This is a genomic window from Rhodococcus sp. BP-261, assembly GCF_019835205.1.
Taxonomy (GTDB): domain Bacteria; phylum Actinomycetota; class Actinomycetes; order Mycobacteriales; family Mycobacteriaceae; genus Rhodococcoides; species Rhodococcoides kyotonensis_B.
The window spans coordinates 265,485-278,623 of sequence record NZ_JABUCO010000005.1 but is presented as its reverse complement, the minus strand read 5'-3'; the positions used below and the strand labels follow the sequence as shown (position 1 = coordinate 278,623).

Below are 13,139 nucleotides of genomic sequence, written 5' to 3'. Positions count from 1 at the left end.
CGTCGGCGAGTCTACGAAAGGGGTCCGTGGTGGACGAGAAGTCGAGTATGTACGAACTGGAGTTTCCCGCTCCGCAGACCTCGTCGGGCGACGGCGTCGGCCCCGTTCTCGTTCACGGCCTCGAGGGATTCTCCGACGCGGGCCACGCCGTCCGTCTCGCGACGCAGCACCTGCGCGACACGTTGGAGACGGAGTTGGTGGCGTCGTTCGACGTCGACGAGCTGATCGACTACCGCTCGCGGCGTCCGACCATGACGTTCAAGGCCGACCACTTCTCGGATTACGATGCGCCGGAGCTGAATCTGTACGCCGTCAAGGACAACGCCGGGGTGCCGTTCCTACTGCTGTCGGGTCTGGAGCCGGACCTACGCTGGGAGAAGTTCACGACGGCGGTGCGCCTTCTGGCGGAGCAGCTGGGCGTTCGCCGCACGATCGGACTCGGGTCCATTCCCATGGCCATTCCGCACACACGTCCGCTCGGCGTGACCGCGCACTCGTCGGACAAGTCGATGGTGCCGTCGGATCAGAGTTGGTCGGGTGAACTGCAGGTGCCGGGCAGCGTCTCCTCGTTGCTCGAATTCCGACTCGCGCAGCACGGACACGACTCGATGGGCTTCTCGGTGCACGTACCGCACTACCTGGCCCAGACCGACTACCCGGCCGCCGCCGAGACACTGCTCGAGAACGTGAGCGAAGCCGGTGACCTGGATCTGCCGCTGGCGGCACTGGGACAGGCCGCAGCGCGCGTACGCGAGCAGGTCGACGAGCACATCACGGGCAACGAAGAAGTTCAGTCGGTCGTCCACGCGCTGGAACGCCAATACGACACCTACGTCGCCGCGCAGGAGCAGCAGTCGACACTTCTGGCCGGTGACGAGCCGTTGCCGAGTGGAGACGAGCTCGGAGCGGAGTTCGAACGCTTCCTCGCCGAGCAAAGCGGATTCGACTCGGATACCGACGACACCGATCGCGAGAACTGAACCGACGACCGAACGTGCGTCCGTGTGACTGCTCACACGGACGCCCGTATTTTTGTGTGACCTGGAATGGGCTGACGACGCACGAAACATATCTGTAACTCCGAATACGCTCTCTTCTCTCGCCGATCGCACGTTCTCGTGCGAGAGTCATGGATGTAATTCGAGTCGGAACCGGCGCGACCCAGCCCGTCACGCACCGCGGTCCGGCGCCGAGATACGTGCAAGGACTACAAGAGGCAGCATGAGCACCCTACGCACGCGGAAGCTTCGGCCGGTTCCCGACGCCGAGCCACGCTTGATGTACCGAACCATTCACGGGTACCGCCGCGCCTTTCGTATGGCCGGAGACGGACCTGTCCTGTTGCTCATCCACGGCATCGGCGACAATTCCGAGACGTGGAACGACATCGTCCCGCATCTCGCCCAGAACTACACCGTGATTGCGCCCGATTTGCTGGGGCACGGCAAGTCCGACAAGCCTCGCGCCGACTACTCCGTCGCGGCGTACGCGAACGGGATGCGTGACCTGCTGTCGGTGCTGGGCATCGATCGGGTCACCGTCGTCGGCCACTCCCTCGGCGGCGGCGTCGCAATGCAGTTCGCCTACCAATTTCCGCACATGGTCGACAGGCTCGTCCTCGTGTCGGCCGGCGGCGTCACCCGAGACGTCCACCCGATTCTGCGTCTGGCGTCCATCCCACTCGCCAGCGACGTCGTCAAGGTTCTTCGCGTTCCCGGGGCCATGACGATGGTGAAGCTGGCGGGCGACCTCGTCGGAAAGCTGAACCGTTCCCCGTTCCGACCGGGCGCGATGCTGCACGACACGCCCGATCTGGTGCGTGTCCTCAGCGGACTCCCCGATCCGACCGCGCACGAGGCGTACCTGCGCACGCTGCGCGCCGTGGTCGACTGGCGCGGCCAGGTCGTCACGATGCTCGACCGCTGTTACCTGACCGAGAACCTCCCCGTACTGCTCGTCTGGGGTGGCAGCGATTCGGTGATTCCGGTGAGCCATGCGCATCTCGCCCATTCTGCGATGCCAGGCTCCGTCCTCGAGATCTTCCGTGGATCGGGTCATTTCCCGTTCCGGGACGATCCCATTCGTTTCCTGCAGGTCCTCGAGACGTTCCTGGCGTCCACTCCCCCCTTGGACTTCGACGAGGCACGGTGGCGCAACCTGTTGCTGAACGGCATCGGTGAGGACACGATCACCGGTAGCGCGAGCACGCGCCTCGCCGTACTCGGCGCGATGGGGTCGGACGAGCGCAGCGCGACGTGACAAGGGGCGATGGCGCCTCCCACGCACTCGACCCATAACCTGTAGACGTGCTTCTCACCGATCTCGTCCCCGATCCCACGACCGACGAAGCACAGGACCCGGACACACTGTTCGACGTCTTCACGTCGTGGACCGTCGACCGCGGCCTGACGCTGTATCCCGCGCAGGAAGAGGCGCTCATCGAGCTGGTGTCGGGCTCGAACGTCATCCTCGCGACGCCGACCGGTTCCGGGAAGTCGATGGTGGCCGTCGGTGCGCATTTCGCGGCGATGGCGTCGGGCATTCGGAGCTTCTACACCGCGCCGATCAAGGCACTCGTCAGCGAGAAGTTCTTCGCGCTGTGCGAGATCTTCGGCGCCCAGAACGTCGGAATGATGACGGGCGACGCGTCGGTCAATGCGGGAGCGCCCATCATCTGCGCCACCGCCGAGATCGTCGCGAACCTGGCGTTGCGTCAGGGCGCGAACTCGGACATCGGTCAGGTGATCATGGACGAGTTCCACTACTACTCCGAGCCCGATCGCGGCTGGGCGTGGCAGGTGCCGCTGATCGAGCTCCCGAACGCGCAGTTCCTGCTCATGTCCGCCACGCTCGGTGACGTCTCGTTCTTCCGCGACGACCTGACCAGGCGCACCGGCCGCGCGACGACGGTGGTGTCCGGCTCGGAACGCCCTGTGCCGCTGATGTTCTCGTACGTGACGACGCCGATCGGCGAAACCATCGAAGAACTCGTCGACACTCATCTCGCGCCGGTGTACGTCGTGCACTTCACGCAGGCCGCCGCCCTCGAACGTGCGCAGGCTCTGACGAGCGTCAACGTCGCGTCGAAGGAGGAGAAGCAACAGATCGCCGACGCCATCGGCCAGTTCCGCTTCACGACCGGCTTCGGAAAGACGTTGTCTCGCTTAGTCCGTCACGGCATCGGCGTCCATCACGCGGGCATGCTGCCGAAATATCGACGCCTCGTCGAGAAGCTCGCGCAGGACGGCCTGCTCAAGGTCATCTGCGGCACGGACACTCTCGGCGTGGGAATCAACGTGCCCATCCGAACGGTGCTGTTCACCGGACTGACCAAGTACGACGGCATCCGTACCCGCCAGCTACGTGCGAGGGAATTCCACCAGATCGCAGGCCGGGCCGGACGAGCCGGATACGACACGTTGGGAACCGTCGTCGTCGAGGCGCCCGAGCACGACATCGAGAACGCGCGACTGATCGCCAAGGCCGGTGACGACCCGAAGAAACTCAAGCGCGTCCAACGCAAGAAAGCGCCGGACGGATTCGTCTCGTGGGGCGAGCCGACGTTCGACCGGATCGTCGCCGCCAGCCCCGAGCCGCTGCAGTCGCGGTTCGCCGTCAGCAATTCGATGTTGCTCAATGTCATTGCGCGACCCGGCAATTGCTTCGACGCGATGCGCCACCTGCTCGAGGACAATCACGAGAGCCGACCTGCGCAGCGTAAGCACATCCTTCGGGCGATCACGCTGTATCGAGGACTCGTGGCCGCGGGGATCGTGGAGCAACTCGACGAGCCGGACGCCGATGGCAGGCATGCTCGGTTGACGGTCGATCTGCAGCCGGACTTCGCCCTGAACCAGCCACTGTCCCCGTTCGCACTGGCGACCTTCGAACTGCTCGACGCCGAGTCGCCGACGCATGCCCTCGACGTCGTCTCGGTCATCGAAGCGACGCTCGACGATCCCCGCCAGATCCTGATGGCGCAGCAGCACGCGGCCCGAGGTGAAGCCGTCGCACAGATGAAGGCCGACGGTATCGAGTACGACGAGCGCATGGAGTTGCTGGAAGAGGTCACGTGGCCGAAACCCCTTGCCGAGCTTCTCGTTCCGGCGTTCGAGATCTATCGCGGTGGCCACCCGTGGGTGAGCGAGTTCGCGCTGTCGCCGAAGACCGTCGTCCGCGACATGATCGAACGAACGATGACGTTCGCCGAGTTGATCAGCCACTACGGACTGACTCGTTCCGAGGGCCTCGTGCTGCGGTATCTCGCCGACGCGTATCGCGCATTGCGCCAGACGGTACCTCCCGAGGCCAGGACCGAGGAAGTGCAGGACATCACCGAATGGCTCGGAGAGCTTGTGCGCCAAGTCGATTCGAGCCTGCTGGACGAGTGGGAGAACCTCACCGATCCGGGTGAGGAGCCGGAGGCGAAACCCGAAGCCTACGGCGGGGATTCACCGAGGCCGATCTCGGCCAACCCGCGCGCGTTCCGTGTCATGGTCCGCAACGCGATGTTCAAGCGCGTCGAGCTCGCCGCAGCAGGTCGGTGGGCGGCGCTCGACGAGCTGGACGACGGGCCGGACTGGGAGGCCGAGCTCGCGCCGTTCTTCGACGAGTACGGCGAGTTGGGCACCGGTCCGTCGGCGCGAGGCCCCGCTCTGTTCGATCTCACCGTCGGGCCGAACCGCACGACGGTTCGGCAGATCCTGGAAGATCCGGACGGCGATCAGGGCTGGTCGTTGAATGCCGTGGTCGACGTCGACGAATCGAACGCATCAGGCGAGATCGTGTTCGACGAGGTGACGATCACCGCGGGCTGACGTTCAGGCGTGCAGGCCGGCGCCGACGGACGAGATCAATGCCGCGATGGCACCGTACTCTTCGGCGCGTGCACTCGAGGCGCGGTAGACGAGCCCCATCGTGCGTCCGGGCTTCGGATCGGCGAACTCGGCGACGCCCAGATTTCCCTTGGCCGTCTCGACCGCGACAGCCGACCGGGGCACGAGCGTCACACCGAGCCCGCCCGCGACGCACTGCACGACCGTCGCCAGTGACGTCGCGCGTGTGTCGCCGGCCGCGGGAACGGCGTCGACGGAACGACACAGATCGAGCGTCTGGTCGCGCAGGCAATGCCCTTCGTCCAACAGCAGTATCGGCTGATCGACGAGAGCCGACAGCGTCAGATCCGTACGACCGTCGAGAGGATGCCCGGAGGGCACGATCAGCACGAAATCCTCGCTGTACAAGGGCAGATCGACGACTCCCGACTCCTCGGTCGGCAAGGCGAGAACGGCGGCCTCGATCGCGCCCGAACGCAACGACGCGAGAAGGCGCTCGGTCCGATCCTCGACGATGAACGGCTCCAGAGCCGGATACTCGCGGCGCAACGCCGGCAGCAGCGCGGGCAGGACGTACGGCGCAACCGTCGGAATGAGACCGAGTCGAAGCGGTCCGGACAGCCCGCCGCCCAGTCCCGACGCCGCCACCGTGAACCCGTCGGCGGCCTCGAGCGTGGCCCGCGCACGGTCGAGCAATTGGCTTCCGGCCGTCGTCATGAGCACTTTGCGTGTGCTGCGTTCCACGAGTTGCACCCCGAGGCCCTGTTCCAACGACGCGAGCGCCTGCGACAACGTCGGCTGGCTGACCTTCAGTCGTGCCGCGGCCGTTCCGAAGTGCCGGTGCTCGGCGACGGCGACGAACGCACGCAGTTGCGACAGCGTGGGTTGGTAACTTTGATCAGCCATGCCTATCAGTTTAGCGAGGGCTATCGCCTGCGCCTTTGGTAGATTCCCCGACATGAGTATCGACGTGGCAGTCGTTCGCGTGTTCACCGACGACGCAGGCCGGTACGGCAATCCGCTCGGAATCGTCCGCAGTCACGCCGTGCCGCCCGCCGAGCGTCAGTCGCTGGCCACCGAACTCGGCTTCAGCGAGACGATCTTCGTCGACCACGACGGCGGGTCGACGGCTTCCGCAGCCATCTTCACTCCTGCCGTCGAACTCCCGTTCGCGGGGCACCCGACCGTCGGCCTGTCGTGGTGGCTCGGCGCGCAGGGGCACCCGATCGACACCCTCGTCGTCCCTGCCGGAGAGCTGCAGGTGACCTACGGTGACGGCACGACGGCGGTGCGGGCACGAGCCGACTGGGCTCCGGAGTTCACGATGCATCCGTTGACGACCGTCGACGAGGTCGAGTCGGTCGACCTGTCGACCTTCACCGAAGGGCACCACTACGTGTGGGCATGGATGGACGCCGAACACGAGGCGATACGTTCGCGAATGTTCGCGCCCGAGATGGGGATTGCCGAGGACGAAGCGACCGGCGCGGCAGCAGTTCGCATCACCGCGTCGCTGGGACTGGGGATCCGCATTCACCAAGGCCGCGGATCGAGGCTGCTGACGACCTGTCTGGACGACGGCTGGATCGAGCTCGGCGGCCGGACCGTCGCGGACTCGTCGATCACCGTGCGGTAGGAGATTCTTCGTGCGGCACGTCGACTGCGATCTCGTCACCCAGCGTGACGCCGTCGGCCAGCGGTAACCGATCGCCGCTCCAGAATTTGCCCGGGTCGAACCAGTTCGCCTTCTTGTGCCCGGCGAGCAGGCCCATCGACTCGTACGTCGTCGCAACCACTTCCGCACAGTAGGCCGTCTCGATCGCGGCCGACGGCTCCTGCCGCCGAATCAACGTGGGGACGCGTCCTTTGAACCAACGCCCTGCCAACTTCGCCGTCGTCGGAAACGCGGTGCCGTCCATGCGAGCGATGGTCCGCATCAGCGCATCTTCCTGCTCTCGTGTCACGGCCGTCCCCAATTGCCGCAGCCAGCAACGCTGTTCGTATTTCAGCGTCCACTGGAGCACGGCAGCGCGAAGATCGTGCAGTTGCACACCGCGCTGGAAATTGCCGGTCCACATGTCCTGCAACGACTTTCCCAGCTCCGCATGCCACATCAGCGGAGGCAGATCGTCCACGACGACGGCCATCCCCACATGGTTGACGGGACTGTTCGTCAGAGTTTGAATCGCCCTGTCGGCCGCCGAACGGCCACGGAAGATCCAGATGTCACCGGTCCTGGTCGCGTCCACCGCTGTATCCAGATCGATTCGCGACGCATTCATACGGTCGAGCTTAACCAGTACGGTGAAGCCATGAAGCTGTGGAAGATCCTGGGCCTCGCGGGCGTCGCGGGCGTCGCCGCCACCGGGGCTTTCGTCGTGCGATCGGAACGCGCGCGACGCGCCTACGCCCCCGACGAGGTTCGGCAGGAGCTGCACAAGCGGTTCGCGGAGGCATCGACCGCAACGGCCGACGCCCCCGCTTCCCCGACGGGGTTGCAGCGCTTGCGCTCTCGGTTCAGCCGAGCGCGCTGAGAATTCGTCCCGCGAGTTCCTCGACTTCGGCGTCGGTCATCACGAACGACGGCGAAATCTGCATCGCACCCTGGCCCGCGGCGCGCCCGGACACGCCGTGCTCGCGCAGCGTCCCGACGAACGGCAGTGCCTCGGCCGGATCGGCGAGTTGCACCGCGGCGACGGCACCGAGGCCACTGCGCACCTCCTGAACGCGCGGATGGTCGGCGAGCGGCGCGAGATGGGTGTGCAGCGACGTCTCGAGGCGCGCCGACTCCTGCAGCAGGTTCTCGCGTTCCATGATGTCGAGCGTCGCCATCGCGGCCGCCGCAGCGCCCGCATGGCCGCCGTACGTGTAGCCGTGGCGCCACCAGACCCCACCGGAGAAGAACGGTTCGGCGATGTGCGGCGCGACGAACACCGCACCCATCGGCACGTAGCCCGACGTCAGGCCTTTGGCCGTCGTCATCAGGTCCGGCTGCAGATCGAAGCGCGTCGACGCGAACCACGAGCCGCCGATGCGACCGAATCCCGTCACCACCTCGTCGGCGACGAAGAGAACGTCGTGGTCGCGGCAGATCTGACGCACTTCCTGCAGATATCCCTGCGGGGGCAGATAGACGCCACCCGCGCCGATGATCGGTTCGCAGAAGAACGCGGCGATCTGGTCCGCGCCCACTTCCTCGATCAGCGCGAGCAAGGCCTTCGCATCGTCCCAGGCCACCGTCCGTGCGTCGGGCATCAGTTCGCCGTAATTCTCACGGTTGACCGGAATGCCCGCCAAGGCGGTGCCGGCGACATGCATGCCGTGATACGCCTTCTGACGGCCGACGATGAGCTTCTTTCCGGGCTTTCCCGTCTCGTGCCAGTACCTCCGGGCGAGCTTGGCTGCGGTGTCGATCGAATCGGAACCGCCGGAGGTGAAGAACACCTTGCTGCCCGCGACCGGCGCGATCTCGCCGAGTCGTTCCGCCAACGCGAGTGTCGTCTCGGGGACGAAGTCGCCGAAGTTCGAGTAATGCGCCAGCGACCCGAGCTGGGTTGCGACGGCGTCGGCGATCTCACGACGCCCGTGCCCGACGTTCGTGAACCACAGGCCGGCGGTGGCATCGAGGTACTTGTTGCCCTCACGATCCCAGATGTAGGCACCCTCGCCGCGCGATACGACGAACGGCCCCTTGGTGGTGACTGCGCCCATGTCGGCGAAGCCGTGCCACAGCGCGGAATGGGTGGATTCGTAGGTCGGCTCGGCCGGAGTAGACATGCCAGAGAGCTTAGTCGGACCCCGTTCGTCGAGTGTGAGCCGTCTCTCCACTCGGCACCGAGTCGTTCCGCGGCGTTCACCACACGAAGGGGAGTCGGTTCGACCGATTATCCTGGAGGCAGCATGTCTACTGAAACCGTCTCGCACCGTCGTCGCACCCTCACCGCTCGTCTCGAGGGTGTCACGCTGCGCGACGAACATCGTCTCCGTCGTCGGCTCGACCGGGCACGCACGGACGACGCACTGAACGCGATCGAGAGCGACGTCGCGCGCGCCGAGCTCGTGGTGGCGAACCGTCGCACGGCAGTTCCCGTCGTCGAATATCCCGAATCTCTTCCGGTCAGCCAACGCAAGGACGACATCGCGGCTGCGATCGAACAGCATCAGGTGGTCGTCGTCGCGGGTGAGACCGGATCGGGCAAGACGACGCAGATTCCGAAGATCTGCCTCGAACTCGGCCGCGGTGTTCGAGGGTCCATCGGCCACACCCAGCCGAGGCGTCTCGCGGCCCGCACGGTCGCCGAACGCATCGCCGAGGAAGTGGGCCAGGAGATCGGCGAAACTGTCGGCTACAAGGTGCGATTCACCGACCAGTCCTCGGATTCGACGCTCGTCAAACTGATGACCGACGGCATTCTGCTCGCCGAGATCCAGCGCGACCGGCTGCTGCGCCAGTACGACACGCTCATCATCGACGAAGCCCACGAACGCAGCCTGAACATCGACTTCATTCTCGGGTACCTCGCTCAGCTCCTCCCCCGCCGCCCCGATCTCAAGGTGATCATCACGTCGGCGACGATCGACCCCGAACGTTTCGCACAGCACTTCGCTCGTGACGGAGTTCCGGCCCCGATCGTCGAGGTCTCCGGTCGAACGTTCCCCGTCGAGATGCGTTATCGCCCTTTGTCGGTCGACGTCGGCGACACGACGATCGATCTCGATCCCGTCGACGCGACGTGCGACGCCGTCGACGAGCTGCTCGGCGAGGGCGACGGCGACATCCTGGTGTTCCTGTCCGGCGAACGCGAGATTCGAGACACCGCGGACGCACTGCGGGACCGGAAACTACGCAACACCGAGATCGTTCCGCTGTATGCGCGCCTGTCCGCGGCCGAGCAGCACCGGGTGTTCACGCCGCACACGGGACGGCGAGTCGTGTTGTCCACCAACGTCGCCGAGACGTCACTGACCGTGCCCGGCATTCGCTACGTCGTGGATCCGGGCACCGCGCGCATCTCGCGGTACTCGATACGCACCAAGGTGCAACGCCTTCCGATCGAGAAGATCTCCCAGGCGTCCGCACGGCAGCGCGCAGGCCGTTGCGGTCGCGTGGCGGACGGCATCTGCATTCGGCTGTACTCCGAGGAGGACTTCGAGGCCAGGCCCCACTTCACCGAGCCGGAGATCCTGCGTACCAACCTCGCGTCGGTGATTCTGCAGATGACGTCCCTCGGCCTCGGAAAGATAGACCAGTTTCCGTTCGTCGAGCCGCCGGACCCGCGGAGCATTCGCGACGGCGTCGGACTTCTCGAGGAGCTGGGAGCGCTCTCGGCCGGGAAGAACGACGAACCGGAGCTCACCCCGATCGGACGTGAACTCGCGCAGCTCCCCGTCGATCCACGAATGGCGCGGATGCTCGTCGAAGCCAATGCCACCGGCGCGCTCGCGGACGCGCTGGTCGTCGTCTCCGCGCTGTCGATCCAGGACGTCCGAGAGCGGCCGGTAGAGCACCAACAGGCTGCAGACGAGAAGCACGCACGGTTCGCGGTCGAGAATTCCGACTTCCTCGCCTACATCGAGTTGTGGAAGTACCTGCGCGAACAACGAAACGAGTTGTCGTCGAACCAGTTTCGGCGCATGTGCCGTAACGAGTTCCTGCACTACCTGCGCATTCGGGAATGGCAGGACCTGCACGGTCAGCTACGTCAGATCACGCGCGGACTCGGCTGGACCGTCCCCGAGAACGAGAGCACTCCGGTGGCACTGCACCAAGCGTTGCTGTCCGGTCTGCTGTCGCATATCGGACTACGCGAGGGCGAGAAGCGTGAGTTTCTCGGCGCCCGCGGTACCCACTTCGCGATCTTCCCCGGATCGGGGTTGTTCAAGAAACCGCCGCGTTGGGTGATGGCAGCCGAATTGGTCGAGACGGGGCGATTGTGGGGCCGGATGGCCGCCCGCATCGAACCCGAATGGGCCGAACGACTCGCTCCGCATCTGGTGAAGCGGACGTACTCCGAACCGCATTGGTCCATCAAACGACAGACCGCGATGGCCTACGAGCGTGTCACGCTGTACGGCATCCCGCTCGTGACGGGACGTCCGGTGAACTATCACCGCATCGACCCGGAGATCTCGCGCGAACTGTTCATCAGACATGCTCTCGTACAGGGTGAGTGGAAGACGCAGCATCCGTTCTTCCACAAGAACCGCACGCTGCTCGAGGACGTCGGAGAACTCGAGAACCGAGCTCGACGGCGTGACATCGTCGTCGACGACGACGCACTGTACGACTTCTACGACGCCCGAGTCGGAAAAGAGGCGGTGTCGGCACGCCACTTCGACACGTGGTGGAAGAAGGCGCGCAAGGCCGCTCCGGAACTTCTGGACTTCACCGCTGCCACTGTCGTCAACCCCGACGCGGCCTCGGTCCTCGGTGGCGACTACCCGGATGCGTGGCGGCAAGGCGAAATACAATTCCCACTCACGTATCAGTTCGAACCGGGATCGGAGGCCGACGGCGTCACCGCCCGCATTCCGATCGCGCTCCTCGCGCAGGTGCAGCCCGTGGGCTTCGACTGGCTGGTCCCCGGTATGCGCGCCGAGTTGGTGGCGACACTCATCAAACTTCTTCCGAAAGCTGTGCGTCGCAACGTCGTTCCGGCACCGGATTTCGCTGCTGCGGCATTGAGGTCGATGAAGCCCAGGTCGGAGCCCGTCGTCACGGCCCTCGCGAGGGAGCTTTCCCGCCTCGGCGCCTGCCGCATCGACCCGACCGACTTCGACGTGGCGTCGTTGCCGCCGCATCTGCGCATGACCTTCGTCGCGGTCGACGGGAGCGGCACCGTTCTCGGCTCCGACAAGGACCTGGTACGGCTGCGAAAGACGTTGTCGCCGCGCGTCGATCGCGAGGTCGCCAGCGCCGTCGGACAGGCCGAACGCGCACCGACACTGGCCTGGACGTCGTCCTCGCTCGGCACGTTGGAGGACACCGTCACCCGGTCCGTCGGCGGGCAGACCGTCACGGGCTACCCCGCGCTCGTTCCCGAGAACGGTGGTGTGGCCGTGCGTGTGTTGAGCACACCCGCTCAGCAGCGCGCGTCGATGCGGGACGGAACACGCGCCCTCCTGCTCGAGTCCGCGCCCCGGGGCACCAAAGCGCTGCTCGCGGGCATTCCGACGAAGGAACGTCTCGCGCTCGGACAGAACCCGTACGGCAGCGTCGAGGCACTGCTCGAGGACTGCCGCCGAACCGCCGTCGACGAAGCGATGATGGCGCACGGCGGTCCGGTGCGCAGCCCCGAGAAGTTCGCCGCACTGTCGAAGGCGGTCAACGCAGACACCGCAGCCCGCACGTCCCGGATCGTCGCGCTCGTGCGGCCGATTCTGACTGCCGCGATGGAACTTCGATCGATCCTGGACACGAAGAAGGGCGATGCCGCCGACGACGTCCGTGAGCAACTCGACGGTCTGGTGTTCGACGGCTTCGTCTTCGAGTTCGGGTCCGCTCGACTCGCGGACATTCCCCGCTACCTGCAGGGCGCAACCGCTCGCCTGAAGTCGTTGCCGAGCAGCGCGTCTCGTGACGACGCGGGCATGGACGTGCTGGATCGCGTCTACGAAGCGTACGACCGCCTGTTGAAGTCGCTTCCCGAGGCACGACAGAGAAGTTCGGCTGTCCAGGACGTGTTCTGGTCTATCGAGGAACTTCGCATCGGCCTGTTCGCGCAGGGGATTCGAACTGCCTATCCGGTGTCCGAGAAACGAATCATGAAGGCGATGGACGCAGTCAGTCGCTGACGCCGGCCTCGCGATGCGCGCGCAATTCGAGGATCTCCTTCTCGAAATCCTCGGCCGAGCTGAAGGATCGGTACACGGACGCGAAGCGCAAGTAGGCTACTTCGTCGAGATCGCGGAGTGGGCCGAGAATGGCCAATCCGACCTCGTGGCTGGGGATTTCGGCGGATCCGGACGCACGAACCGCGTCCTCCACCTGCTGAGCCAGGAGGTTCAACGCGTCGTTGTCGACATCCCGGCCCTGGCACGCGCGTCGCACACCTTTGACGACCTTCTCGCGGCTGAACGGCTCGGTGACGCCGCTGCGCTTCACGACCGCGAGGACCGCCGTTTCGACGGTGGTGAACCGACGACCGCATTCCGGGCACGACCGACGCCGACGAATCGCCTGGCCTTCGTCCGCCTCGCGGGAATCCACCACGCGCGAATCAGGGTGCCTGCAGAACGGGCAATGCATGTCGGAGCCTCCGTCGTAGCCGATGCACTCCCCGCCATCACCGGTCGAACGCGTAG

Annotated in this window: 10 protein-coding genes; 6 read left to right on the top strand and 4 right to left on the bottom strand. The window is 65.6% G+C overall.

What is annotated here, in order from left to right; translation table 11 throughout:
- The first annotated feature begins 29 nt into the window (after positions 1-29).
- The 3 genes from HQ354_RS08810 to HQ354_RS08800 all read left to right on the top strand — a co-directional run bounded on the left by HQ354_RS08810 (position 30) and on the right by HQ354_RS08800 (position 4,817).
- Entirely contained in the window at positions 30-980 is a 951-nt protein-coding gene (locus HQ354_RS08810; protein WP_167676056.1) for a proteasome assembly chaperone family protein, read from the top strand.
- A 241-nt stretch (positions 981-1,221) separates the two neighbouring features.
- Complete coding sequence (locus HQ354_RS08805; RefSeq protein WP_068428963.1) at positions 1,222-2,259, top strand: alpha/beta fold hydrolase; 1,038 nt, start codon at positions 1,222-1,224, stop codon at positions 2,257-2,259.
- Positions 2,260-2,306: 47 nt separating this feature from the next.
- Entirely contained in the window at positions 2,307-4,817 is a 2,511-nt protein-coding gene (locus tag HQ354_RS08800; RefSeq protein WP_167676058.1) for an RNA helicase, read from the top strand.
- 3 nt (positions 4,818-4,820) lie between these two features.
- On the opposite strand, the gene HQ354_RS08795 is transcribed toward HQ354_RS08800, so the two are convergent.
- Positions 4,821-5,741 carry a hydrogen peroxide-inducible genes activator gene (locus tag HQ354_RS08795; RefSeq protein WP_222634560.1) on the bottom strand — a complete coding sequence of 307 codons (921 nt, stop codon included), beginning with the start codon at positions 5,739-5,741 and terminating at the stop codon, positions 4,821-4,823.
- A 52-nt stretch (positions 5,742-5,793) separates the two neighbouring features.
- Here HQ354_RS08795 and HQ354_RS08790 point away from each other — a divergent pair, with 52 nt between their 5' ends.
- On the top strand, positions 5,794-6,471 hold the full coding sequence (locus HQ354_RS08790; protein WP_222634561.1) for a PhzF family phenazine biosynthesis protein: 678 nt from the start codon (positions 5,794-5,796) through the stop codon (positions 6,469-6,471).
- On the opposite strand, the gene HQ354_RS08785 is transcribed toward HQ354_RS08790, so the two are convergent.
- Positions 6,458-7,117, bottom strand: a complete 660-nt coding sequence (locus tag HQ354_RS08785; protein ID WP_114332566.1) for a hypothetical protein — start codon at positions 7,115-7,117, stop codon at positions 6,458-6,460. The genes HQ354_RS08790 and HQ354_RS08785 overlap by 14 nt on opposite strands.
- Positions 7,118-7,147: 30 nt before the next feature.
- On the opposite strand from HQ354_RS08785, the gene HQ354_RS08780 reads away from it, so the two are divergent.
- On the top strand, positions 7,148-7,369 hold the full coding sequence (locus HQ354_RS08780; protein ID WP_167676062.1) for a hypothetical protein: 222 nt from the start codon (positions 7,148-7,150) through the stop codon (positions 7,367-7,369).
- Here HQ354_RS08780 and HQ354_RS08775 read toward each other — a convergent pair.
- On the bottom strand, positions 7,353-8,612 hold the full coding sequence (locus HQ354_RS08775; protein WP_167676064.1) for an aspartate aminotransferase family protein: 1,260 nt from the start codon (positions 8,610-8,612) through the stop codon (positions 7,353-7,355). The two genes, HQ354_RS08780 and HQ354_RS08775, sit on opposite strands and share 17 nt — an antisense overlap.
- Before the next feature lie 123 nt (positions 8,613-8,735).
- On the opposite strand from HQ354_RS08775, the gene hrpA reads away from it, so the two are divergent.
- Entirely contained in the window at positions 8,736-12,629 is a 3,894-nt protein-coding gene (gene hrpA, locus HQ354_RS08770; RefSeq protein ID WP_222634562.1) for an ATP-dependent RNA helicase HrpA, read from the top strand.
- On the opposite strand, the gene nrdR is transcribed toward hrpA, so the two are convergent.
- On the bottom strand, positions 12,619-13,083 hold the full coding sequence (nrdR, locus tag HQ354_RS08765; RefSeq protein WP_068428940.1) for a transcriptional regulator NrdR: 465 nt from the start codon (positions 13,081-13,083) through the stop codon (positions 12,619-12,621). The genes hrpA and nrdR overlap by 11 nt on opposite strands.
- Positions 13,084-13,139: the final 56 nt, after the last annotated feature.